The organism is Streptomyces sp. NBC_01433, from assembly GCF_026340105.1.
Classification (GTDB): Bacteria; Actinomycetota; Actinomycetes; order Streptomycetales; family Streptomycetaceae; genus Streptomyces.
Genome location: NZ_JAPEPM010000003.1, coordinates 499,838 through 524,559 on the forward strand (window position 1 = coordinate 499,838; position 24,722 = coordinate 524,559).

The following is a 24,722-nucleotide window of genomic DNA, read 5'->3' on the forward strand; positions in this document are numbered from 1 at the left end:
GGTGGTTCCTTCTGCAGGTCCCCACCGCTTCCTGGCCCCTGCCGCATGCTGATGGGTCCGACACGCTGTGGGTCGACGCTCAGGTCCCACGTGATCCCGCCCTTCGCGTCGGCCTGGGACCCGTTCGGTGGCTTTGCCCAATCCGTCCTTGCGCCGCAGGTTGGCCACGAGCTGTCCGAGCGCGATCATGCCGTCGTCGGCCTCGCCCACACTGCGTCCTGCCGGGATGCGAGGTGCCTGTGGGCCCGGTGCGCGCGTCGCGGTTGGCGGAGCCACCGGCCGAGCGGGAACCGGGTGCCGCCGACCTCGGTCCGCGTCTCGTATGGAATCGCGTAGAGCCCGGTGATTTCGTGTTCCTCGCGCCGGCGCCGCAATGCCTGGTCGGAGCGCGGCGATCGTCGCCGGATCGGCCGGGGCGGAGAAGCGCAGCCGCGGCGACTCGGCCGGTGTTCCAGCGTCATACGTCTATGGCAGCTCGGCCTGCGGTGGCTGGGGGGTGACGTGGAGGCCGTCGATGAGCAGGCCGACCAGGCGGCCGGCCTGCTGTCGCGCGGTGGGGGTGTCGGGGAGTTCCCATGCGCCGCAGACGGCCGGTAGCAGGTCGTCGGCTCCGATGTCGGTCCGTGTGGATCCGGTCTGTGCGGCGGCGCGCAGGAGGTGGGTGAGGGCGGTGGTGATGTGGGTGTAGGTGCGGTGGACGAGTTCGTCCCGGGAGGCTGCGGCGGCGCGGAAGGCGTCTGCGACGCCGGGGCGGGTCGTCCCGTAGAGGCTCAGTTCTCCCAGCCACCGGGCCAGTGCTTCGTCGGGGCCGTGGGCTGCCAGGAGTTCGCCGGCCCTGCGTCCCAGCTGTTCCATCTCGTGGTGGTACACGGCCAGGACCAGGGCTTCGCGGGTGGGGAAGTGGCGGTAGAGGGTGGCGATGCCCACGTCGGCCCGGCGGGCGACGGCTTCCAGGGACAGCTGCCCGTGCGAGTCCGCCAGCAGTTCGGTGGCGACGGTGAGCAGTCGGTCGCGGTTGCGGCGGGCGTCCGCGCGCAGCGGCCGGGCGGGCGGGGTCTCGTCTGTGTCGGCCATCTCGTTCCCCGGGTGGTGATCGCTGTGTCGGTTCCGGCACCTCACATAAACGGAGGTCCCTTCGGTTAGTGTACCGTCGAAAGTAACGGAGGCCCCTCCGTTTCGCTGGATTGTCCTCCCTACGTCATCCCACCTGCGCAAAGGAATCCCTCATGACTCTCCCCGTCCTGCTGATCGGCGGCTCCGGCTGCGTCGGCTCCCGTGCCGCGGCCCACCTCCGCCGCTTCCACCCGGACCTGCCCCTCGTCATCGGCGGCCGCGACCAGGACCGGGCGCAGGCCACCGCCGACAAGCTCGGCACGGCCACCGCCGCACGCATCGACCTCGCCCGCCCGGACCTGGGACTGGACCCGGAGCAGCGGTTCGGGGCCGTGGCACTGTTCCCGCGTGATGCGGGGTTCAACGCCCAGCGGTTCGCCCAGGACCGCCGCATCCCCTTCCACGCGGTCACCGGCAGCCTGGTCGAGACGGCCCAGGACCTCACCGCCTACGTCCACGGCCCCCAGGCGTCCCCGGTGGTGCTGGCCAGCCACTGGATGGCAGGCGTCCCCGTGATACTGGCCGCCCACCACGCCGGGGAGTTCACCGCGGTGAATGAGGTCTCCCTCGCGTTCGTGTTCGATCCGCAGGAGGAGATGGGGCCCGCCGCCGGTTTCGAGTCGCAGGAAGCCGTCCAGGCCGCCAACCCCCTGCCCCTGATCCGCAAGAACGGCTCCTGGGTCTGGGCACAGGAGGAAGCCGACCGGGTGCGCACCATCACCACGGCCGACACGGCCCGGCATCAGGCCGACGGCTACGGAAGCCTGGACGTCCTCAGCCTCGCCGAGGCGACCGGCGCCGCGTCCGCCCGCGCCGACCTGCTGGTCACCGAATCCGCGGGAACCCGCGCGGGCCGGGGCCCCAGCCACGAGATCGTCATCGAGATCACCGGCACCCTCCACAACGGCGTCGCCGCCACCCGCCGCTTCGACCTCAGTCACCCCGCCGGGCAGTCATCACTGACAGCACTCGGCGCCGCCGTCGCCATCGAGCACCTGCTCGGCCTGACCGGCACCCCGGCCCCGACGACCGGACTCCACTTCCCCGAAACCGTGATCGACCCCGCCCACCTCCAGAAGCGACTGGACGAATCCGGCACACACCTCACCTGAAACCCCAGCCCGGCGGAGTGGAGCGTGTCCTGACCGGCCCGGCACGGGTGCGCGCCCCGGGGAACACGTCACGGGGACAGGTCGGAACCGGTCAGGGGCCGTGGCTCAGCGCTTCGGGGTCTGCGGCATGAGCCGCTCCTTCAAGCGCTCCACCGCTTCGATGTCCTCCGCGATCAGGCAGAAGGGGACGGTGCCGCCGTTCTTGTCCCGCCAGGAGTTCAGCAGGACGACGCCGGTGCGGGTCTCCCGGTCGTACGCGAGGCCCTCGCTCTCCACGTACTTGCGGGCTTCCGCGAAGGAGGGCATCGGCCAGGAGACGTACTCGGCCAGCAGGCGGTCGTGGGCGTAGTCCGCTCCGGCCAGGCGCTTGCCGAGGTGGTAGACGTGGGTCGACCCCGTCACCACGCCGTTGTACTCCGTGAACAGGACCTCGGGGGCGCCGTCGGCGCCGCCGACCACGATGGCGTCGGCGCTCAGGACGCCCCGGTAGCCCATCTCCCGGAGGACCTCGCTCAGTCGGCGGCCACCCGCCATCAGGGCCTGCTCCTCCTCGGGCGTCAGGTCGGGGGCCGGAAGGAAGGAGTGGTCGGCGACCGGTTCGGCCACCAACTCGCCCTGGCCGCCGAGTTCGATCCCCTCGTCCCCGATCCAGAACTCGGCGAACACGGCCCGGCTGCCCGGGTGGTACTCCTCGACGACGACCTGATGGAGCCCGCCTTCGGTGAGCCACTCCCAGCGTTCGTTGAGGTAGATGCGGACGGCGTCGCGGGCATCGGGGAGGACCACCGTACGGGCCGCACCGTTGACCTTGATGTCTTCCGTGCGCGTCAGTACCTCGTTGCCGCTGCCGGCCTGGGCGAACTCCTTCTTCAGGATGACCGGCCGGCCCACGTCGAGGAGCCGTGTGATCAGGCGGTACGCGCTTTCCGGATTGGCGCTGACGCCGCCCTCGGGCAGGGGCACGCCGGCGCCGGCCGCGAGCATGCGGAAGACCGCCTTGCTGTCGGCGAGGCGGTCACCGCCCTGGTCGAGGAAGGCGTGGCCGGGCACCGCCGACTTCGCTCCGAGGGTCCTGGCGAGTTCGACCACCGCCTCGTTGGGGCAGAGCGCGAACACCTCGGCCGGCGGGCGTCCGGCCAGTGCCTGCCGTGTCCGGTCCGCCAGCTCCGGATCGAGCAGCCAATTGCCGGGCCGGTTCCCGGTCGGCGGGACGATGAGCGTGATGCTTTCCGGGTCCGTACCGACCAGCTCGGTGACGTACGCCAGGAACCCCGCGTCCGGGGCTTCGGGCAGTACCAGGACGTCGCCGTCGCGGATGAACCAGAACAGGCGTTGGGCCCACCATCCCATGAGGGGCTTGTTCCACGTCCCCACCAGGTCTTCACTCGGTCCGTTGCCGATCAGGAGCCGGGGCATGTCTGTTGTCCACCTCTGTCGTCCGCGTGCGGGAATGGGAAGGAGGGAAGGGAAACGTGTGCGGTGGTGACGGATGATTTGCATGTGCACACGGAATTCGGATCCGGGTTCGGTGGCCGTCGTGTCGCCGTGAGCGGTCCGTGGGACTCGCGGCGTCCGGTGTGGGACGCCTTGCGGCGCTTGGGTGCGGGACTGCTGGGCGGTGGGAGTTCTTGCCGGTGTGGAGTCGGAAGAACCGGGTGGAGGTCGGGGAAATCCGTTCTGAAACCGCGCATTTGATTCCGTCGGAACCGCGTCGGCCGGACCGCTTCGGTCTGTCCTGCGTGCCAGGGGCCGCGCCGGTTTCGATGGAAGCACATCTGGCACGGCCTCGACCTTCGTTGTGGCCCACGTCACGTTGGTATGAATGTCGAGTGCGCGGATCCGGACACATCCGACACGTGAATCATTGCCCTCGTGAAGCTTTTCGGCTGCCTGTGCGGGTCTGCCCCGGCAGCGTTGCTGACCAGGCATATTCCCCCGACACGCCCGGAATGCGGTCTGTGTGTGCCACTAGGCGGACACCTGGCGCGGCGGAAGACCGAAAAGCGGTCACCGTCATGATGGCCCCTTGCCCTTGATCGCCCGGGAGTCGAGGGTGGAGAACGCGACAGCCCCGTCCCGGGGGCCGGTCGGAGCCGAGCGGGGCGGTGGCACGCCCCAGGCGATCCATGGAGCACGCGATGATGCTGAACAGCTTCGACGAATGGTCCACGCTCAAAGAGGTGATCGTCGGATCGGCGGCCAACTACACCTCGCACGAACGTGAGTTGTCCTTCGATCTCTTCTTCCACGACAACATCGCCGGCGACAACGCGAGCCGGTCCGAGTGGTACTACCCCCGGCTCACCGTCGGTGGCGCACCGGCCGGCGAAAGCGGGCGACGAGGTCGCGTACCCATCAAGCAGCGCTACGTGGACGAGTTGGTCGAGGACCTGGAGGGTATAGCCGCGGCACTGACCGACCTCTCGGTCACGGTGCACCGCCCGATGGACCTCGACGCGGGCACCAGCGAGGTGCGCACCCCGGCCTGGTCCGCCTCCGTCGTCCCGCCGCTGAACATCCGTGACAACACCCTGATCCTGGGCGACGAGATCATCGAGACCCCGCCCATGATCCGCTCCCGCTACTTCGAGACGCAGCTCCTCACCCCGGTCTTCCAGCGGTACTTCGAACAGGGCGCCCGCTGGACGGTGATGCCCCGGCCCCTGATGACCGATGCGTCCTTCGACCTCACCTACGCCCGTGAGAGCACGGTCGGTGGTCCCACCGAACCCATCGGAGAGCCGACCCCCTCCCCTTACGACGTGGGCATCGAGATGATGTTCGACGGGGCCCAGGTCCTGCGACTCGGCCGTGACCTGGTGGTCAACGTCTCCACCGCGAACCACGCGCTGGCCTGCGACTGGCTGGAGCGCCATTTGGGGGACCGGTTCCGAATCCACCGGGTCCACCGGCTCAGCGACAGCCACATCGACAGCATGGTCCTCGCTCTGCGTCCCGGCACCCTGCTGGTGCGCTCGGAGGCCGTCGCCGACAAGCTGCCGGAGGTGCTGCGCGGCTGGGACCGGATCGTCGCACCCACACCCGAGAGCGACAACTTCCCCCGCTACGAGGACAAGGACCTGGTCCTGACCAGCCCGTTCATCGACCTCAACGTGTTCTCCGCGGGCCCGGACACCGTGCTCGTCAACGAAGCCTGCCCCGAGCTGATACGCACCCTGGAGAAGCAACGGTTCACGGTCGTACCCGTGCGGCACCGCCACCGGCGGCTGTTCGGAGGAGGCTTCCACTGCTTCACGCTCGACACCGTGCGCGAAGGCGGCCCGGAGGACTACCTCGGATGACCCGTCCCGGCGTCGGATCCCGGTTCGCAGGGGTCGGCACCGCCGTCCCCGACACCACGTACACCCAGCGCGAACTGCTCGACCGGCTGGACGTCACGGACCCCCGCATCCGCTCGGTCTTCCTCAACAGCGCGATCGAGCGGCGCGGCCTGACTCTCCCCGCCCCCCGACCGGACGGCTCCCAGACCGTGGAGTCCCAGGGCGAACTGCTCCGCAAACACACCCGACAGGGCTTGGAAATGGGCCGCAGGGCCATCGAGAACTGCCTGGGGGACGCGGGCGCCCGGCTCTCCGACGTCCGCTACCTGTGCTGCGTCACCTCCACGGGCTTCCTGACGCCCGGTTTCTCGGCCCTCCTCATCAAGGAGCTCGGCATCGAGGTGTCGTGCTCGCGGCTCGACGTCGTCGGCATGGGGTGCAACGCCGGCCTGAACGCGCTGAACGCGGTCGACGGCTGGGCCCGCGCCCACCCCGGCGAACTGGCCCTGCTGGTGTGCGTGGAGGTGTGCTCGGCGGCGTACGTCTTCGACGCGACGATGCGCTCCTCGGTCGTGAACAGCCTCTTCGGCGACGGGGCGGCGGCACTCGCCGTCACCACCGCCGACGCGGGGGAGGGGAGCGCACCCGCACCGGCCCTGCTGGGCTTCTCCAGCCGCATCATCCCGGAGGCTGTCGACGCCATGCGGTACGACTGGGACGACGGGCACGGCAAGTTCAGCTTCTGGCTCGACCCGCAGATCCCGTACGTCGTCGGCGCGCATGCGCCCGGCGCGCTGGAGCGGCTGCTGCGCGGCACCGGACTGCTCCCGTCGGACATCACCCACTGGGTGGTGCACTCCGGGGGCAAGAAGGTCGTGGACTCCGTCCGGATCAACCTGGGGCTGACCCGGCACGATGTACGGCACACCACGGGAGTGCTGCGCGATCACGGCAACCTGTCGAGCGGATCCTTTCTCTTCTCCTATCAGCGGCTCGCGGCCGAAGGCACCGTCCGGCCGGGGGACGTGGGGGTCCTGATGACGATGGGACCGGGATCGACGATCGAAATGGCACTGGCGCGGTGGTGACCCCCGCGCAGGACGACGGCCCGACGAAACGACGGCCGGACGGCACGACGGCCCGATGACACGACGGCCCGATGGTACGGGGATGTGACCACGCGGCGACGTGCGGACGTGACGACGTGCGGACGTGACGACGAGACGACGAGACGACGAGACGACGAGACGACGAAGGGAACTGCGATGCGAACGCACGACAAGCCGCCGCCCCCCGCGGAGGGCGGGCAGGCCAAGCACGGTGGAGCGGAAAAGGCCGGATCGGGGATCGGGCCGGACGGCATACCCGACGGGCTCGACATCACCCTGCGGCTGGACATGGGTCTGCCGTTGCCCCGGCTGACCGCCGCCGTCACCGAGGTCTGCGACCGGGCCGAGGAACGGTCCGAGCGCACGGTCGTGATCGTCCGCCTCCCGCGGGCGGCCGCCGCGGCGCGGTCCTGGCCGGGCCCGGTGGACATCCAGCAGATCAACCGCTGGGAGCGTGCCGTACGGAGGCTGGAACGCCTGCCCGCGATGAGCATCGCCGTGGCCGGCGGGGCCTGCGGAGGCCCCGCCCTCGACCTGCTGCTGGTCAGCGACTACCGGATCGGTGCCCCGGACCTGAGGCTCCTCGCCCCCGTGAACGAAGGACACTTCTGGCCCGGCATGGCCGTGTACCGGCTCTCCCAGCAACTCGGCGCCGCCCGCGCCCGGCAGATCGTGTTGTGGGGCGACGACATCGACGCATCCCGCGCCCACGAACTGGGCCTGATCGACCAGGTGTCGGCGGACACCGACGAGGCCGTCCACACGGCGAGCGTGCTGATGGGCCGCATCTCCGACCGCGAACTCGCGGTCAGGCGACAGCTGTTGCTGGAGGCGCAGACCCTGGAGTTCGACGACGCGCTCGGCGCGCACCTGGCGGCCTGCGACAGGGAACTGCGCCGCCTGACCGCACTCCAGGCCGACCCGGCACCGGGAGGCGGCGCGTGAATGAGAACACGAGCCGACTGACGAGCGGCCCTCCGCGTGCCCCCGTCGGCGGCCCACCCGAGGAAGCGGCGGCCGACGGTCCGCTGCCCGTCGCCCCTGTCCCGGTGGGCGACCTGACCATCGACGCCGAGGCCCTCGCCCGACACACGGCCGAGGGCGAACGACTCCTCGCGCACCTGCCCTCCGGCCCCGAGCGCACGGACGCCGAAGCCCGCCGCGCGGGCGCCCTCCACGAAGACTGCCGGGCCGCCCGGCACGCCTTCCTCGCCCGGCACGCCGACGCGGTCTACGACACCCTGACCGCCGGCCGCACGCGGCGGCCCCGGCTGGCCGAACTGGCCGCCGAGGCAGCCGTACGTTTTCCGGGCCTGGTACCGGACGCGTTCCGGATGGCCGAGGAACGCACACGCGTCCAGGCACACAAAGAAGGCCGCGAGATCGATCAGGGCATCTTCTTCGGAGCCCTCCTGCGGTCCCCGACCGCCGGTACCCACCTCATCGAGTCGATGCTGCGCCCCGCTCCCGGATCGGCCGCCCGCCTGGCCGAATTCCGCAGCGCGGACCGGCTGGAGCTGGACGCCGTGCTCCTGGAGCGCCGCGGCGAGGCGGCCCACGTGACCTTCCGCAACGCGCACTGCCTCAACGCCGAGGACAACCGGCTCATCGCCGATCTTGAGACCGCCGTCGATGTCGTCCTCCTGGATGACCGGATACGCGTCGGGGTCCTGCGCGGCGGCCCGGTGAACCATCCGCGCCACGCCGGAAAACGGATCTTCAGCGCCGGCATCAACCTCAAGGAGCTGCGTGCCGGCGCGATCTCCTTCGTCGACTTTCTGCTCGGCCGCGAGCTCGGCTACATCAACAAGATGGCCCGCGGTCTGCTCGACGACGACCCGTTCGGCGCGGTGACCAAACCCTGGGTGGGTGTCGTCGACGCGTTCGCCATCGGCGGCGGGATGCAACTGCTCCTCGTCCTCGACCGTGTCATCGCCGAGGAGGGGGCCTTCCTCAGCCTGCCCGCCGCCGACGAGGGCATCATCCCCGGCCTGGGCAACCTGCGGCTCACCCGGCTGACCGGGGCCCGCACGGCCCGCCAGATCATCCTCTCCGGCCGCCGGATCCACACCGACGAGCCCGCCGCGGCCCTGCTGATCGACGAGGTCGTGCCGACGGAGGGCCTGGACGAGGCCGCGGAGCGTGCCGTACGCGAACTGGCGGGCCCGGCCGTGGCCGCCAACCGCGCCATGCTGACCCTCGCCGAGGAACCCCTGGAACTCCTGCGCGGCTACCTGGCGGAGTTCGCCGTCGTCCAGGCCCACCGCATCCACAGTCCCGACGTGCTGGCCAAGGCCGAACGCCACTGGGCCCGTTCGCGAAGCGCCGCCGGGCCCACCGCGGGCGAGGAGGCACCCGGATGAGCGACACCGCCCGTACGAGCCCCGACATAAGCCTCGACACGACCGCCCGTACGAGCCCCGACACAAGCCCCGACACGAGCCCCCGTACGGCCGTTCTCGACCGGGAAGCCCTGCACGCCTCGCTCCGGGACCCGGTGCTGGAGTCGATCGGCTTCCTCAACGAGATCATGAGCCGCTACCCGGACGCCGTCTCCTTCGCCCCGGGCGCTCCCCACCCCGACCCGTACGCCGACCTGGACACCACCCGCTACCTGGACCGCTTCGTCTCCCACGCGGCCGCCGCACCCGGCCGCACCCGCGAGTCGGCGACCCGGCTGCTCTACGAGTACGGGCCCGCGCGGGGCATCGTCAACGCCGTCGTGGCCGAGGCGCTGCGCCGCGACCAGGGCATCGACGCCGATCCGGACAGCCTGGTGATCACCGTCGGCGCCCAGGAGGCGATGCTCCTGACGCTGCGGGCCCTCATCGCCACTCCGCAGGACCTCCTGGCCGTCGCGGACCCCTGCTTCGTGGGCATCACCAGCGCCGCCGCCCTCCTCGGCGCCGGGACCGTCCCCGTCCCCGAGGACCACGACGGCCTCGACATCGACGCCCTGGCCGAGGCATGCCGGGCGGCCCGCCGCACGGGCCGTCGCATCCGTGCCTGCTACGTCGCGCCGGACTACGCCAACCCCAGCGGCTCACGTATGGAACACGGCCGGCGCCTGCGGCTGCTTGCCCTCGCCGAGCAGGAGGACTTCCTGGTCCTGGAGGACAACGCGTACGGCTTCACGGCCGCACCCGGCACCGAACTGCCCGCTCTGAAGGCACTGGACACCACCCGGCGGGTGATCCACATCGGCACCTTCGCCAAGGTGTGCTTCCCCGGGGCCCGCGTCGGCTACGTCATCGCCGACCAGAGCGTGCGCACCGAGGCCGGCGTCGTACCGCTCGCCGCCGAACTGGCGCGCCTGAAGACCGCCGTCACCGTCAACACCTCCCCGATCTGCCAGGCACTGATCGCGGGCATGCTGCTGGAGCACGGCGGCTCGCTCGCCGAGCCGATCCGGACGCGGTCCGCGCTCTACCGACGCAACCTCACCCACCTGTTGCGGGCCCTGGAGCGCGAGAGCGCCGACGGCCTGCCGGAGGGGGTGCGGTGGAACCGTCCCAGCGGCGGCTTCTTCGTCCTCATGCGACTGCCCGTCCCGGCGGACGAGGCGTTGCTGGAGGTGGCCGCGGCCGAGCACGGGGTGCTGTGGACACCGATGGCCCCCTTCCACCCGGGCGGCGGGGGCACCCACAGCCTGCGGTTGTCGTGCAGCTACCTGGACCCGGACCGGATCGACGAAGGCGTGCGCCGGCTCGTGGCCTTCCTCCGGGCACGGGCACGGGCAGGGGCAGGGACACAGTGCCGACCGGGAACCGACACCGCGGCCGTCGAGGGAGTCCGGCGATGAACGAACGGAGCTTTCCCGTGCCATCGACCGGCCGTCCGGAACAGGACATGCCCCCGGCTCGCAGCAGCCCCGAGGCGCGGATCCGCCCCGCGGCGCGGAGCGGATCCGAGAGGCAGGGCTGCCCCGTGACCCACGTCGGCCCGGGGCGCGGCGACTTGCCCACTCACCCGACGGCCCGCGACCGCCGCCGTCCCTTCGATCCGCCCCCCGAACTCATGGCCGTGCGCGAGCAGGGGCCCCTCACCCGCCTGCGCTACCCCGACGGGCACGTCGGCTGGCTGGTCACGGGCCACGAACTGGCCCGCCGGGTCCTCGCCGACCCCCGCTTCAGCGCCCGCTCGGAACTGAAACGGGTGCCGGTGGCCCGACCCGGGACCGACCCCTTCTACGGCAGTCCCGCCCTGCCGGGCTGGCTGGTCGACATGGACGCGCCGCACCACACCCGGCTGCGCCGACGCCTGATGGGCTGGTTCACGGCCCGGCGCACCCGCGCGCTGACGCCCCGCGTCGAGAGCATCGTGGAGGAGCGGCTGGACGCGATGGCCGCCCTCGGCGGGCAGGCCGACCTGGTCGAGCAGTTCGCGTTGCCCGTCCCCTCACTGGTGATCTGCGAACTGCTGGGCGTCCCCTACGCCGAACGCGCCGACTTCCAGCGCAACAGCGCCATCCTCTTCGAGCTCGACGCCACGGCCGAGCAGGCCTCCACCGCGATGGAAGAGCTGGACGCCTTCCTCACGGAACTGGCCGGACACCGACGCCGCAGCCCCGGCGACGACCTGCTGAGCGAACTGGCCCAGGAGGGCGAGCTGTCGACGGCTGAGATCGCCGGTGTGGGCGCCCTGCTGCTGTCGGCGGGCCACGAGACGACGGCGGGCTCCCTCGGACTGGGCGTGTTCGCGCTGTTGTCCCACCCCGACCAGCTCGCCCGCCTGACGTCCGACCCGTCCCTGGCCGCCGGCGCCGTCGAGGAACTGCTGCGCTACCTGACCATCTTCCACTTCGGTGTGCCTCGCTCCCCGTTGGAGGACATCGAGCTCGGCGGCCACCGCCTGCGCGCGGGGGAGTCCGTGACCGTTTCGCTGTCCGCCGCGAACCGTGACCCGGCCCGCTTCGAGGACCCCGATCGTCTCGACATCACCCGCCCCGCCTCCGGGCACCTGGCCTTCGGCCACGGAGCGCACCAGTGCATCGGCCAGCACCTGGCCCGCACCGAGATGCGGATCGCCTTCCCCGCGCTCTTCGCCCGCTTCCCCGGGCTGAGACTCGCCGTGCCGCCGTCGCAGGTGCCACGGGGCGAGGACATGGGCTTCTACGGGGTGCACGCGCTGCCGGTCGCCTGGTGAGCGGGCGGCACCGGTCGCGTCGACCGCTGCCGCCCGGCACCGGGCGGGCCGACCCGCCCGGTCCCGGGTGTCCTCAGCTGTGCCCGGCCCGCCCCGGTGCCGGGTGCCGTCAGCCGTGCCAGGACTTCCACAGCTCCGCGTACGCTCCGCCGTGACCCACCAGCTCGTCATGGGTCCCGCTCTCGACGATCAGGCCGTCCTCCATGACCACCACCCGGTCGGCGTCGTGCGCCGTGTGCAGGCGGTGCGCGATCGAGACGACGGTGCCGTTCAGCAGCCCGGCCAGGGACCGCTCCAGGGCGCGGGCCGTATGCGGGTCGAGCAGGGCGGTCGCCTCGTCGAGGACCACCACCGGCGGGTCACGCAGCACCAGCCGTGCCAGCGCCAGTTGCTGGGCCCGGGCCGGGGTCAGTTGGCCCGCGCCGGAGCCCACCTCGTGGTCCAGACCCAGGGCGGAGGCCCATTCCCAGGCCGCGACGGCCCGCAGTGCGCGCTCCAGCTCCGCGGGGCCCGCGTCGGGACGGGCGATGAGCAGGTTGTCCGCCAGACTGCCCCGGAACACGTGATACTCCTGCGTGACCAGGACGACATCGCGGCGCATCTCGGCCGACGACAGCTCGGCAAGGGAGATCCCGCCCAGAGTCACGCTGCCCCCGCCGGGTGTGTCGATCCCGGCGAGGAGCCGGCCGAGAGTGGACTTGCCCGCCCCGGACGGGCCCACGATCGCCAGCCGTTCCCCGGGGGACACCCGTAGGTCGATGCCGCGCAGGCTCTCGCGGCCGTCCCGGTAGGAGAAGCGGACCCCCTTCAGCTCGACGCCACCCTCAGGGGCCGGTTCCGCCCCGGAGGCCGTCGACGGGGCCCGCGCAGGCTCGGCCGCGTCGCGCACGCCGAGGACGCGGGCCAGGGAGGCGCCGCCCACCTGGAGTTCGTCCATCCAGAAGAGCAGGGTGTCCACGGGGGCGATGATCTGCTGGACGTACAGGGTGGCGGTGGTGGCGGCGGCCAGGCCGACCAGCCCGTCGACGTACATCAGCCCGCCGATGAACAGGGTCGCGGCCACGGGGAGGATGTAGCCGGTGTCGGCGATCGGCAGGTAGACGCTGCGCAGGTTCAGGGTGCGGAGCTCGGCCGCGTAGGACGCCGCGATGTCCCCGTCGGTGCGCGCACGGCGCCGTCGGCGCAACCCCAGCGCCTCCACCGTACGGGCGCCCGTGACGGTCTCGGCGAGGTGGTCGGTGAGGTGCGCGTACGAGGCGTTCGCGCGCAGGTATCCGGCGCGGGCCCGCCGCAGGTACCAGCGCGTCGACAGCCACAGCACCGGCACGGCGATCAGGCAGGGCAGCACCAGCAGCGGATCGGTCAGGCAGACGGCCCCGATGGTCAGCACGATGGTGGTGCCCGCCACGAGGGAGTCGGGGACGGCCCGTTGCACGGTGAAGGCCAGTACGTCGATGTCCCGGGTGGTCCGCGTGACCAGTTCGCCGGTCCCTGCCCGCTCGACCGTGTGGGTCGGCAGGGCCAGCACGCGGTCCATGAACTCCTCGCGCAGGTCGGCCAGTACGCTCTCGCCGAGCCGCAGCGAGGCCAGGCGCGCGAAGCGGGTCAGGACCGCCTGGAGGACCACCGCCGCGCAGATCGTGAGTGCCACCGGGGTGACGGCGACGGATCCGTTCGCGGCGTTCTGTACGATCCGCCCCAGGAGTTGGGGGGCCACCAGAGCGGCGACACAGGCCAGCCCGTGGAGCAGGAGCGAGCGGGCCAGCGGCCCCCGGTGGCGCAGCATCGTGCGCCGGGCGTAGGCACGTACCTCCCGCTGCGAGGCGACCGGCAGCCGGTCGACGGGCGGGACCGCGGCGGTCATGCCGTGACCTCCCGGGTGACGACGCCGCGGTAGGCGGGGTCCGCGAGCAGGCTCAGGTGATCGCCCTCGGCCACCGCCTTGCCGTGCTGGACGAACACGACGCGCTCGGCGTGGGCGAGCAGGATGGGGCTGGTGGTGAACACCACGGTGGTCCGGCCCTCCCGGTACGGTCCCAGACGCCCGGCGACCCGGCCCTCCGTGTGGGCGTCGAGGGCGTTCGTCGGATCGATCAGGACCAGTACCTCCGGATCGGCGAGCAGGGCGCGGGCCAGGCGGAGCCGCTGCTGCTGGCCGCCGGAGAACTCGCGGCCTCCGCTGATCTCCTGAGCCGGGCCGTCGGGCAGGGCATCGGTCACGTCCCCCGCGGAGGCCGCCTCCAGGGCGCTCAGCACGGCGGCCCGGTCGAATCCGGTGTCACCGCCGTCGCGGCTGTCACCGACGTCGTTCCCGCGGCTCGTGTCGCGGGCGTCACGGATGTCGAGTTCGGTGCCCAGCCGCCCCGAGAACAGGGTGGCCCCGTTGTCGGACACCAGGACCCGGCCGCGCACGTCCTCGGTGCGGTAGGCCGACAGCGGCGTCTTGCCGTTCCGGGCCGCCGGGTCGACGTACCGGCCGATGCGGTCCGCCAGGGCCCGCGCGTCCCCGTCCGTGGCGCAGACCACGCCGAGCAGCCGGCCGGGCGGCACGGTCAGGTCCGATTCCGGGTCGTGCAGCCTCAGGCTCTCGTCAGGCAGCGGCCGGGTGCCCGAGGGCAGTTCGGGCTTCAGGGCGAGGAAGCCCAGGATGCGGCTCGCCGCCACCGTCGCGCGGGTCAGCTGGTCCAGCATCGTGGTGATCTGCCCCAACTGCTGGGTGAGGAAGACGGCGTACCCGTAGAAGGCGACGAGCAGCCCCGGTTCGAGACGGTCGGTGCTCACCTGGTACGCGCCCAGCCAGACGATGGCGACCAGCAGCGCGCCCGGCAGGAGGACACGCAGGAAGGCGATGTCGGCCACGGTCACCGCGACCCGTACGCCCTCGGCACGCACGCCCTGGGAGGCATCACGGTAGCGGCGCCCGTAGACGTCCTCGCCGCCGATGCCCCGCAGCACGCGCAGTCCGTCGATGATGTCGACCGACAGGTCGGTGAGTGCGCCCTGCCGGTCACGCATCCGTTCCTGCCGGCCGTGCAACAGCCGCATCAGGCGGGCGACGGCGGCCGCGATCAGCGGTACGCCGACGAGGACGACGAGCCCCAGCTGCCATGACGTGACCAGCATGAACACGGACGCGAAGAGGATCGAGGCGATGGCCCCGCTGCCCCGTGCGGTGCCCTCGACGGCGGTGCCCAGGTAGCCGACGTCCATGGCGCTGACGCCGACCACCGAGCCGGTGGAGGCCCGCCGGGGCAGCTCCGCGCCGAGCTCGGTGGCCTGCCGGACGACCAACTGGGTGGCACGGTAGGCCGCCCCGAACCGGTTCGTGGTCGACGCCCGGTCGCGCAGCGTCCCGACGACGGCCTGGAAGACGCCGAGCAGCAGCACCACCCCGCCCCACACCAGCAGTGCACCCCGGTCGCGGGGGAGCAGCCCCCGGTCGATGCCGAAGCCGATGGCCACCGGCACCAGCGCCTGCGCGAGGGTGCACAGCACACCGAACACGGTGGCCAGGGCGAGACTGCCCCGGTGCCGGGTCGCGAGCCACACCAGGAAGCGGACGGGGGAGGTGGTGACCGGGTCACCCGGATCGGGGACGGGGAAGTGGCCGTGGCCGCCGAGGGCTTTCCTCATGCTTTCCTCACGCTTTGGTTCCGATGGTCAGGCCGTGCTCGTAGGGGTGGTCGGTGAGGGTCCGTACGCCGGTGAAACCGGCCCGGCGCGCCCATTCCTCGTAGTCGCGGGCGGGGTATGCCATTCCCTGCCCGCTGGCGAGCACGTTCAGATAGAGGGAGAGCCGGGCGGAGTACCAGCCCCGCGTCTCGTCGTCGGAGACGTTGTAGCCGTAGACGAACACCCGTCCGCCGGACGGCAGGGCGGAGTACGCCTTCGTCAGCAGCTCCGTGATCTGCTCCCCGGAGAAGATCTCCAGCACATGGCTGAAGAGCACCGCGTCCGCGCCGGCGGGGAAGGGGTCGGCGAACAGATCGCCGGGGTGCAGCGCGATGCGCTCGCGGTCGGCCTCGCCGGCCGTGTTGTGCTCCGCCGCGAGCTGCGACACCGACGGGATGTCGAAGATGGTCGAACGCAGCCCGGGGTGACGGGCGATGAGCTGCTCACTGGTCGTGCCGTCGCCGCCGCCCACGTCGAGGAGGTGACGCACGGTGGCGAACTCCTCGCACTCCACCAGCGAGTCGAGGCTCTTGAGCGTGAAGGCGCTCATGCTGCGGTGGAAGACCGTCTCCAGTTCCGGATTGTGCGAAAGCCTGCGGTAGAGGGTCGGCTCGTCGCCGGGGTGTGCCGCCAGCGCCGTGTTGGTACCGGCGGCGAGGGCCTCGCTCATCCGCGTGAAGGCCGGGTAGTAGATCTCCTTCCAGCCGGTGAGGATGTGGCGCCAGCTGTCGGGCCCGTCGGGGACCAGGAGCTCATCGGCGGCCGGGGCGTTGTGGTAGGCGCCGTCCGCCTGCCGCTCCAGCAGGCCGGTGGTGCACACGGCGTGCAGCAGGACGCGCAGCGAGTGGGCGGGCACACCGGTGGCCCGGCGCAGCTCCTCGAAGGACGCTCCGGGGTGTTTGGCGAGCATCCCGAAGAGGTCCCATTCGAGGGCGGTGACGACGGCGTTGAAGAGCGCCGGCGCGTTCACCAGGAAGTGGAAACGCTCGACGACGGGATCGACGGCGTTGCGATCGCCCCGAACGGGCGGGTTAGGCGGCGGCTGGTGGTCGGAGTCGGCAGACGGATTCACTTCCGTACCTCTCGTCGACAGATCGGCGCGGGCCGGACAGTGACTCCGCGGCCGGTTGCAAGATCATATTTACGCAGCCGCATGCTCACACAGGCCCGAAATGCCCGCAAGGACGATCGTCGCGATCCGGCCGCCATCCGCCCGACTCCCATGCGCGGGATGCGGGGCCGGGCACGGGGAAGCCCTCCCGGACCGGCCGGTCCCCGCACCCCCACGGCAGGGAAGGAACATCCGCATACGAGCACCACCGTTCACAGGCTCGGACGCCACCGCGGGTCCGCCCTCGCACCACCCCTACGACGTACCGGGCCGGGCCGATCGGAGCACCCGCTGCACCCGGCGCCGGGCAGGGCCAACATCGGCCGATTCCGGGCGGTCCCCACATGAGCCGCCCCGGGCCCTCCCGTCGCCGTGTGCCGACCCGCCGCTCCGGACCTGTCGGGCAGCCTGCGGTACGCCCTGTGCCGGGTCCGCCACACGAACTCCGAAGCCGGGGGCCGGAGCTGGACGGCGGTCGAGCCACTTCGCTCATCGGCGGCCGACCGGGACGTCACTCGCCGTGATCCATACCTGAGACTGAGAGGAACTCATCACGCAGAGGGAGGTGGATAGTTCATGGGACCGACGCCGGGCTGACGTCGTGGATGTGATCTTCGGACCATGACCGTTGCTGTACGGGGATCGAGGACGTCATGGCTCATGCGACCGCGGTGGCAGCCGCGCTGGGCACGCTGGTTGGCAGTGTTGTGGGGGGTGGTTTACTCCGGCTTCGGCCTGACCTGTGTGCTGAGCGGGATCCCGCTGTTCCACCACGGTGGTGACCCGGGACCGCCCTCGCTGGGATGGGCAGCCGTGACGGTGGGAGTTTCAGCGGCGCTGTCCTGCGGGGCGATCCTGCGGTACGGGCCGCTGCCGGTACTCCGCGGGCTGCTCCGGCTGCTCCGGCTGCTCAGCGCGCTGGCCGGGATCTTTGCCTTCAGCCTGTTGATGGACGTGATCACGTTGATGTTCGGCCAGGGGGTGGACAGTTGGGCAGCGGCGGCGAACCACGCACTGGCCGCGATGGGAGTGCTGTTGCTCGCGGCTGCCGCCCGGCCCGAGCACCGTCCGGCCGATGGCGCCCGCGTGCAGGAACCATCGGCCGCGTCCGGGCCGGTTCAGCTCGCGGCCTGGGCCGGGACGGCGGCCTTCCTGCCCTACGCCGGGATGAAACTGATCTGGGCATCCGGGGGGACTTTCGCCGGGATATCCGGCGCGGAGATGCGGGCGGTGTCCCGGCGCAACGGAGCCTCGGGCATCTGGCTCACCCTGGATTCCTGGGGGCTGGACGCCACCATGCTGCTGGCCGCGCTCGGCGTCTTCCTGCTCTGGGGGCTGGTCCGTCCCTGGGGGCAGGTCTTCCCCCGCTGGACGTTGCCCCTGCGCGGTCGCCGTGTCCCGCGCTGGCTTCCGCTGGCCCCGGCCCTGCTCGGCGCCGCTACCCTCGCTCCGTACGGCGTGTTCGGGATCGGCTACTCGGCCCTGGCCACGGCGGGCGTGGTCACCATGCGCCAGGGCGACTTCCACTCCTCGGGCGACGCACTCCTGGTCGCCTGGATCGGCATGGCCGCATTCGCCGGCTACGGGCTCGCGCTGACCGCCGCAGCCCGCTCGTACTGGATACGGACCCGCGGGTTACCAGGAGAGAGTTGATGTCCGGCACCTGAGTGCCTGAGTGCCTGAGTGCCTGGCGCTGTCGGGTCGGCCACTCACCCGCGTACGTCACGCGGGCGGGCGGGCCCGCGATCGTAGCGGCCACGCATACCCGGCGGGGCAAGGGCCGATGACCAGAGTCACCGGCCCTTGCCCCGGCCTTCGCCCCCGCCCCCGGCGGCGACCGGGGCGGGGACGGACCGCCGCAGCAGCCGCGAAATGGCTCAGAGGCGTCGTGTCCGGCCGCGTTCGGCTGCGCTAGCGTCGCCTTCCAACACCGATGGGGAGGTCTCGTGCGCGCTCTCGTCTATCTGGGTCCAGGCTCCGCCGAACTTCAGGACCGGCCCGACGCACAGCTCGTGAACGGCGATGACGTCGTGGTGGAGATCGTTGGCACGGGAGTCTGCGGGACGGACCGCAAGATTCTGCTCGGGCGGTTCCCGGCCCGGCCGGGAGTCGTGCTCGGACACGAGGCGGTGGGTGTGGTGCGGGAGACCGGAGCCCAGGTGCGTTCGGTCGGGGTGGGGGACCGGGTGGTGGTCAACCCGACGCTGTTCTGCGGCTGGTGCGTCCCGTGCCGCCGGGGAGCGACCAACTTCTGCCGACACAAGGCCGGGACCGAGGTCGGCGTCGACCGGGACGGCACGTACGCGGAGACCGTGACCCTGCCGGAACGTTTCGTCGAACGGGTTCCCGCCGGGCTGTCCTTCCGCGGCGCGGTCCTGATCGAGCCGCTCGCCTGCGTCCTGAGCAACGTCCGTGCCGCGTCCGTCACCTTCGACGACACCGTGGTGGTGCTCGGCGCGGGCCCGATCGGGACGCTGACCGCACTGATCGCCGCCCGCCACGCGCGCCGGGTCACCGTCGCCGAACCGGACGGCTACCGGCTGGAGCGGGCCGGCGAACAGTTCGCGCACGTGGTGGACGTGGCCGGAACGGACCCGGCCGAAGCCGTGGTGAAGGCATCGGGCGGCGAGCGTCCCTCCGTTGTCTTCGACACGACGGGCACCGGCCTCGACGCGGCGTTACGGTTGATCGACGACGGCGGCCGGGTGGTGGTGATGGGCTTCGACGACACCTACACCGTGCCGCTGCGCCCGCTCCAGCTCACCAACCGGGGCATCCAGCTGATCGGCGCCGGGGACTACCGGGCCGACGTCTTCCCGGTCGCCGTCGACCTGGCCGCCGAACTCAGCGACCCGCAGCGATCCGGCAGCGGACCGGTCCTGGAGCGGCTGGTGACGCACGAGTTCCCGCTTGAGCGGTACTCAGAGGCATTCACCGCACTCGGCGGCCTCGCCGGGGGCGACGGGGACGGCGGCACCGAACGGCCACCGCGCTACGACGCGCTCAAGGTCGTCATCCGCTCGCACTCCGGCCCGGTCGGCGCCGACGGCTGGCCGGTGGACGCGTGAGCGCGCCGCGGTTCGGCTCGATCGAGTCCGGCGGGTCCAAGTTCGTCTGTCTGGTCGGCTCGGCCCCCGACCGGATCGAGGCCGAGACCCGGTTCCCGACCGGCCAACCGGGCTCCACGCTGACCCGGGCCATCGCCTTCTTCCGGGAGACGGCCGCCGAGACCGGACCGCTGGACGCGATCGGCATCGCGTCCTTCGGGCCCCTCGAACTTCGCCCGGGACATGCCAAATTCGGCCACCTCGCCGCCACCCCCAAACCCGGCTGGTCCGGGGTGGACGTCGCCGGTCCGTTCGCCGCCGCGCTCGGAGTGCCGGTGGGCATCGACACCGACGTCAACGGCGCGGCCCTCGGCGAGGGCCGCTGGGGCGCTGCGCGGGGTTTGGACACCTACGTCTACCTCACCGTCGGCACCGGGATTGGCGGCGGCGCGGTGATCGGCGGCAAGGTGGTCCGTGGCCTGGTCCACACCGAGATGGGCCACCTCACGGTGCCCCGGATCGCGGGCGACACCTTCCCCGGCTCCTGTCCCTTCCACGGCGACTGCTGGGAGGGGCTGGCGGGCGGCGAGGCGATGGGCGCCCGCTGGGGGACCCCGGCCGAAGAACTGACCGGGGACGCACTGGGTGAGGCGCTGCGGCTGGAAGCGGCCTACCTGGCCGCGGGGCTGCGCAACATCGTCTACACGACCGCACCCCAGCGGATCGTGATCGGCGGCGGCGTGGCGGAGTTCCCGGGGCTCTTCCCGCTGCTCCGTGCCGAACTGACCGTGGCCCTGGCCGGATACCCGGGGCTGCCCGAGCATGCGGCCGAGGACTTCGTGGTCCCGGCACGGCTCGGCCGGCTCGCCGGACCGGCGGGCGGACTGGTCCTGGCGGCCGGGGCGGCCGCCGCCGCACGGCCGTCGCCCGGCGCTGGGCCGTGGGAGGGGAACGGGCGCACGAGGGCGGCCCCGGGCCGGGCAGGCCGGCCGGTGTGACGCGCCCCCATCCGGCGGGTCTCCTGCACCCGGCCACACACGCCTGGCTGACCCGGCACGCACTGCCCGGGGCCCTGCTGCACGAGGTGGACCCGCTGCCCGGCGGATTCACCAACGACATGGCCCTGCTCACCGCCCAGCACCCCGACTCGGCGGGCGCCGAGCGCTACGTGCTGCGCCGTTACCGGCCCAACGGCAGCCGGGTCCCGCGCAACACCTGTGCGGTGGAGATCGCCGTCCTCGGCCGGGCGGCGGCCCGTGCCGTACCGGTGACCGCGGTGGTCGCGGCCGATCCGCAGGGCCACGCCACCGGCCGTCCCACCCTGCTCTACCGGTTCGTGGACGGGACCCCGCTCAGCCAGGTGCTCGCGGACGGCCCGGCGAGCGGCGAAGCGCGGGACCTGGGCCGGGCCGTCGGCGCGGTGCTGGCACGGATCGGCCGGGTCAGGCTGCCCCGCCCGGGCGTCTTCGGCGACTCTTCGCTGGTACCGGCCCCGGACGGCGCAGCCCCGCTGGGCGACCTGCCCGGTTTTGTCGACCACTGTCTGGTCACAACGGCCCCGGACGGGCCGCTGAGCGGGACGGACTCGGCCGTACTGCGCGCCCTGGCCCGCCATGGGCCACCGGCACTTGCCGCCCTGGCCGGTGAACGGAGCCTGGTGCACGGCGACTTCAACCCGAAGAACGTCCTGGTTCAACGGCGCGCCGGGCAGTGGGCGGTGGCCGCCGTGCTCGACTGGGAGCTCTCCTTCAGCGGCTCCCCGCTCTTCGACGTCGGGAACATGCTGCGCTTCGCCCACGAGTACCCGCCTGCCTTCACCACGGGCTTCGTCGACGGCTTCCGGGGCGGGAACGGCCGCCTGCCCGCGGACTGGCGGCGGCTCAGCCGGACGCTGGACCTCTTCGCGCTCGCGGACATCCTCACAGCTCCGCCCGACCCGGCCTACTTCGCCCGCGCGCGCACCGTACTACGCCGGTCCGCCGCCGACACGTAACGACCGGTACCGACCGCAGGGATCACCAGATGTCCCGTTTCCATCCGGCCCGTACGTCCGCTCCATTCCCGGGAGGCAAATGCTGTCCGTGCGGATCACGGAAGTCCTGGCAATAAACGTCAAGGAATGGCTGAGAGGCGACACATGGCCTTCTTCTCAGCATCGAGAATTCCGGTTACTCTGCCTGGGCCCGAAGCGAAAGATCTTTGACCGAGGGAGAATTCCGCCATGGAGAACGGAAGCCCGGAAGATGTCCTGAAGACGCTCACGCCGACCGTTCGCTGCAACGGCACGCCGCCCACGCCCGCCCTGCGCGAAGGGCCGTACTACAAGCCCGACACCCCCCTCAGGAGCAGCTTCCGCGGCGATGTGGACGGGGGAGCCCCGATGCTGCTGCATGGTGCCGTGCGCACTCCCGACGGGGAACCGATCGGCGGCACCCTGCTCGACTTCTGGCAGGTCGGGGAGGCCGGAGTCTACGACGGCAACGGTTTCCGGCTGCGCGGCCACCAGTTCGCGGACGCCGAGGGGCTGTGGCGGCTGGAGACGGTGCTGCCCGCCATGTACCCGGGGCGAACGCGGCACGTGCACGTGAAGGTGCAGCCGCCCGGCGGAGCCGTACTGACCACGATGCTGTATTTCCCCGGCGAACGCCGAAACCACCTCGACAAGTATTTCCGGCCAGAATGTCTGATGGACGTGCGGGAGACACCCGAGGGCTGGAACGCCGCTTTCACCTTTGTCCTGAACGTATAAGATCCCGCCCCCGCCATACTGACGGGAATCTTTTATTCCACTGCCCGGAGATATCGATATTCGCCGTCCTTCGTGTCCACGGACGGAAGCCGACAGGAGTCACATGGCCGACTTCATGCGCGCGCAGAGCGGTGCCCGGAACGACGTCCGCGGCGATGCCCTGAACTACGCGCAGAACCACCTGTACTACCCGGTCAGCGCGTACGAGATGGACCACGGTGAGGGCGTCCATCTGTATGACACCGACGGCAACGAGTACCTCGACTGCGCTTCCGGCACCTTCAACCTGAGCCTCGGCTACGGGCACCCCGAGGTGGTCAAGGCCATGCGTGACCAGGCCGAGCGGCTGGTGCACACCACCTCGACCTTCCAGACCGCCCCCGTCAACGAGCTCGTCCGGCGGTTGGTCGAGGTCACCCCGCCGAACCTGACCAAGGTGCACCTCAAGGTGTCGGGCGGCTCCACCGCCAACGAGGGCGCGGTCAAGATGGCACAGCTCGCCACCGGCCGCCGCGACGTCATCACTCTGTTCCGCAGCCACCACGGCCAGACCATGATGACGACCACCATGTCGGGCGAGTCCTTCCGCAAGGCCCCTTTCCCGCACCTGATGCCCGGCGTGCTCCAGGTCCCCGACCCCTACTGCCTGCGCTGCTTCTACCGCCAGGCGGGCCCCGACAGCTGCGGCATGCTCTGTGTCGAGCGCATCAACGACTTCCTCGACCACGCCAGTTCCGGCAGCGTCGCCTGCGTGGTCGTCGAACCGGTTTCCGGCAGCGGCGGCAACATCGTGCCCCCCGACGGCTACCTGCCCGCACTGCGTGCCCTGTGCGACGAACGGGGCATCGTCCTCGTCTTCGACGAGATCCAGACCGGCATAGGCCGGGTCGGCCGGATGTTCGCCGCCGAGCATTACGGGGTCCAGCCCGACATCCTGACCACCGCCAAGGGCCTCGGCGGCTCCGGCGCCCAGATCGCGGCCATCGTCGCCGACGAGCGGATGTCCGGGCTCAGCAGCGACCACCACTCCTTCACCTACGGCGGCAACGTCCTCGCCGCCGCCGCCGCGTCCACCACCCTCGACGTGATCGGCCGCCCCGGCTTTCTGGAGAACGTCCGGGAGGTCGGCGCCCACGTCATGGAACGGCTGCGCGCGCTGGCCGCCCGCCACCCCGCCGTCGTGGACGTACGCGGCCTCGGCCTGATGATCGGGATCGAGATCGGCGATGACCGGGGACGCCCGCACAGCGAACGGGCCCAGACCCTGGCCCGGCGCGGCATGGACCACGGCCTCATCCTGCGTACCTCCCGCTACGGCCGGGGCAACGTGATCAAAATCCGCCCGCCGCTGATCCTCACCCGTACCGAGGCCGATCTGCTCTGCGACCGGATCGAAGCCCTCTTCGCCGCCGAGGCCGCCGCATGACCGGCCCCGAGTACGACGGTCCCCATGGGCCCGCGGCCATGCGGCAGTATGTGACCGGCCTCGCCGGAGCCGTCCGTGACGCGGTGCTGGCCGCCCAGCACCAGGCGGGCAGCCGCCTGGTCCGGGGCCACTCGCCGGGCGGGGACGCCCAGTTCGGACTCGACGAGGTCGCGGAGGCGGCCACCTGGAAGTACGTCGCCGGCCACGACCTGCCCGTCGCCGTCTACTCCGAGGACCGCGGCCTGCAGTACCACGGCACGGACCCGGCCCACCTGCTGGTCGTCGACCCCATCGACGGCACCCGGCCCGCCGTCGCCCGCCTGGAGTCGGCCACCGTCTCGGTCGCCGTCGCCCGCATGTCGCAGCGCCCGCGCATCGCCGATGTCGAGCACGCGATGCTGATGGAACTGAGCACGGGCGCCTACCTCTACGGGGACCGGGCGACACCCGGCATCACCGCGCACGGCTACGACCATCCCGTCCCGGCGCTGACCCGCACCACCGACCCCGCGCGGATGTTCTGGTCGCTGGAGTTCAACGGCCACCCGGCCCAGCTGATGACCGAGGCGTACGGCCACCTCATCGACCTCTCGGCCAACACCGGCGGGGTCTTCGTCTTCAACAGCGCAACCTGGTCCATCTCCCGGCTGCTCACAGGCCAGCTCGACGCCTACGTGGACATCGGCAACCGGCTGCTGCGCGACGATCCGGCGCTGCTGCCCGAGTTCGAACGCGTCGGCAACGGCCGGGTCCTGCACCTGTTCCCGTACGACATCGCGGCGGCCGTCTTCCTCGCCGAGCGGGCCGGGGCGGTCATCACGGACGGCTACGGACAACCGCTCGGCGACACCGACCTGACCGACCTGAGCATCACCAACCAGCGGTCCTGCGTGGCCGCGTCCACCCCCGAACTCCACCGGGCTCTGCTGTCGGCCATCCGATGGAAGGAGTGACGCC

Annotated in this window: 19 protein-coding genes and 1 pseudogene; 14 read left to right on the forward strand and 6 right to left on the reverse strand. The window is 71.6% G+C overall.

Translation table 11 applies throughout. The features are described 5' to 3' along the window. Positions 1-120: 120 nt before the first annotated feature. Positions 121-444: pseudogene (locus tag OG413_RS39025) on the reverse strand (helicase); the annotation flags it as partial. A 21-nt stretch (positions 445-465) separates the two neighbouring features. Further along, positions 466-1,074: a TetR/AcrR family transcriptional regulator gene (locus OG413_RS39030; protein ID WP_266814036.1), complete on the reverse strand. Its 609-nt coding sequence runs from the start codon at positions 1,072-1,074 to the stop codon at positions 466-468. A 152-nt stretch (positions 1,075-1,226) separates the two neighbouring features. On the opposite strand from OG413_RS39030, the gene OG413_RS39035 reads away from it, so the two are divergent. After that, on the forward strand, positions 1,227-2,225 hold the full coding sequence (locus OG413_RS39035) for a saccharopine dehydrogenase (protein WP_266814038.1): 999 nt from the start codon (positions 1,227-1,229) through the stop codon (positions 2,223-2,225). A 105-nt stretch (positions 2,226-2,330) separates the two neighbouring features. On the opposite strand, the gene OG413_RS39040 is transcribed toward OG413_RS39035, so the two are convergent. After that, positions 2,331-3,641, reverse strand: a complete 1,311-nt coding sequence (locus OG413_RS39040; protein ID WP_266814040.1) for a peptide ligase PGM1-related protein — start codon at positions 3,639-3,641, stop codon at positions 2,331-2,333. Positions 3,642-4,363: 722 nt separating this feature from the next. On the opposite strand from OG413_RS39040, the gene OG413_RS39045 reads away from it, so the two are divergent. The 6 genes from OG413_RS39045 (at position 4,364) to OG413_RS39070 (ending at position 11,760) form a co-directional block, all read left to right on the forward strand. Continuing rightward, the gene (locus OG413_RS39045) at positions 4,364-5,527 is read left to right on the forward strand and encodes a glycine amidinotransferase (protein WP_266814042.1); all 1,164 of its coding nucleotides are present in this window, start codon (positions 4,364-4,366) and stop codon (positions 5,525-5,527) included. Next, positions 5,524-6,594: a 3,5-dihydroxyphenylacetyl-CoA synthase DpgA gene (dpgA, locus tag OG413_RS39050; RefSeq protein WP_266814044.1), complete on the forward strand. Its 1,071-nt coding sequence runs from the start codon at positions 5,524-5,526 to the stop codon at positions 6,592-6,594. The genes OG413_RS39045 and dpgA overlap by 4 nt, the downstream gene beginning before the upstream one ends. Before the next feature lie 177 nt (positions 6,595-6,771). Next, positions 6,772-7,560 carry an enoyl-CoA-hydratase DpgB gene (gene dpgB, locus OG413_RS39055; RefSeq protein ID WP_266814046.1) on the forward strand — a complete coding sequence of 263 codons (789 nt, stop codon included), beginning with the start codon at positions 6,772-6,774 and terminating at the stop codon, positions 7,558-7,560. Next, on the forward strand, positions 7,557-8,978 hold the full coding sequence (gene dpgC / locus OG413_RS39060) for a (3,5-dihydroxyphenyl)acetyl-CoA 1,2-dioxygenase DpgC (protein WP_266814048.1): 1,422 nt from the start codon (positions 7,557-7,559) through the stop codon (positions 8,976-8,978). Before dpgB ends, dpgC begins: the two co-directional genes overlap by 4 nt. Then, positions 8,975-10,417: a PLP-dependent aminotransferase family protein gene (locus tag OG413_RS39065; RefSeq protein WP_266814050.1), complete on the forward strand. Its 1,443-nt coding sequence runs from the start codon at positions 8,975-8,977 to the stop codon at positions 10,415-10,417. Before dpgC ends, OG413_RS39065 begins: the two co-directional genes overlap by 4 nt. A 215-nt stretch (positions 10,418-10,632) precedes the next feature. Continuing rightward, positions 10,633-11,760, forward strand: a complete 1,128-nt coding sequence (locus OG413_RS39070) for a cytochrome P450 (protein ID WP_266814302.1) — start codon at positions 10,633-10,635, stop codon at positions 11,758-11,760. A gap of 109 nt (positions 11,761-11,869) precedes the next feature. On the opposite strand, the gene OG413_RS39075 is transcribed toward OG413_RS39070, so the two are convergent. Genes OG413_RS39075 through OG413_RS39085 form a run of 3 tightly spaced genes read right to left on the reverse strand, consistent with a single transcriptional unit; the run spans position 11,870 to position 16,504 of the window. Then, positions 11,870-13,624 carry an ABC transporter ATP-binding protein gene (locus tag OG413_RS39075; RefSeq protein WP_266814051.1) on the reverse strand — a complete coding sequence of 585 codons (1,755 nt, stop codon included), beginning with the start codon at positions 13,622-13,624 and terminating at the stop codon, positions 11,870-11,872. Then, positions 13,621-15,393 carry an ABC transporter ATP-binding protein gene (locus tag OG413_RS39080; RefSeq protein ID WP_266814053.1) on the reverse strand — a complete coding sequence of 591 codons (1,773 nt, stop codon included), beginning with the start codon at positions 15,391-15,393 and terminating at the stop codon, positions 13,621-13,623. The genes OG413_RS39075 and OG413_RS39080 overlap by 4 nt, the downstream gene beginning before the upstream one ends. Before the next feature lie 7 nt (positions 15,394-15,400). Next, positions 15,401-16,504, reverse strand: coding sequence for a methyltransferase (locus OG413_RS39085; RefSeq protein ID WP_266814055.1), 1,104 nt, complete (start codon positions 16,502-16,504; stop codon positions 15,401-15,403). A 753-nt stretch (positions 16,505-17,257) separates the two neighbouring features. Here OG413_RS39085 and OG413_RS39090 point away from each other — a divergent pair. The 7 genes from OG413_RS39090 to OG413_RS39120 all read left to right on the forward strand — a co-directional run bounded on the left by OG413_RS39090 (position 17,258) and on the right by OG413_RS39120 (position 24,718). Then, on the forward strand, positions 17,258-18,196 hold the full coding sequence (locus OG413_RS39090) for a hypothetical protein (RefSeq protein ID WP_266814056.1): 939 nt from the start codon (positions 17,258-17,260) through the stop codon (positions 18,194-18,196). Between the two features lie 293 nt (positions 18,197-18,489). Next, entirely contained in the window at positions 18,490-19,611 is a 1,122-nt protein-coding gene (locus OG413_RS39095) for a zinc-binding dehydrogenase (RefSeq protein WP_266814058.1), read from the forward strand. Beyond that, positions 19,608-20,588, forward strand: coding sequence for an ROK family protein (locus OG413_RS39100; RefSeq protein ID WP_266814060.1), 981 nt, complete (start codon positions 19,608-19,610; stop codon positions 20,586-20,588). Before OG413_RS39095 ends, OG413_RS39100 begins: the two co-directional genes overlap by 4 nt. Further along, positions 20,585-21,583 (forward strand): phosphotransferase, encoded by a 999-nt coding sequence (locus tag OG413_RS39105; protein ID WP_266814062.1) that lies wholly within the window; start codon positions 20,585-20,587, stop codon positions 21,581-21,583. Before OG413_RS39100 ends, OG413_RS39105 begins: the two co-directional genes overlap by 4 nt. A 228-nt stretch (positions 21,584-21,811) precedes the next feature. Continuing rightward, entirely contained in the window at positions 21,812-22,339 is a 528-nt protein-coding gene (locus tag OG413_RS39110; protein WP_266814064.1) for a dioxygenase, read from the forward strand. Between the two features lie 103 nt (positions 22,340-22,442). Then, positions 22,443-23,765 carry an aspartate aminotransferase family protein gene (locus OG413_RS39115; protein ID WP_266814066.1) on the forward strand — a complete coding sequence of 441 codons (1,323 nt, stop codon included), beginning with the start codon at positions 22,443-22,445 and terminating at the stop codon, positions 23,763-23,765. Next, the gene (locus OG413_RS39120) at positions 23,762-24,718 is read left to right on the forward strand and encodes an inositol monophosphatase family protein (RefSeq protein WP_266814068.1); all 957 of its coding nucleotides are present in this window, start codon (positions 23,762-23,764) and stop codon (positions 24,716-24,718) included. Before OG413_RS39115 ends, OG413_RS39120 begins: the two co-directional genes overlap by 4 nt. Positions 24,719-24,722: the final 4 nt, after the last annotated feature.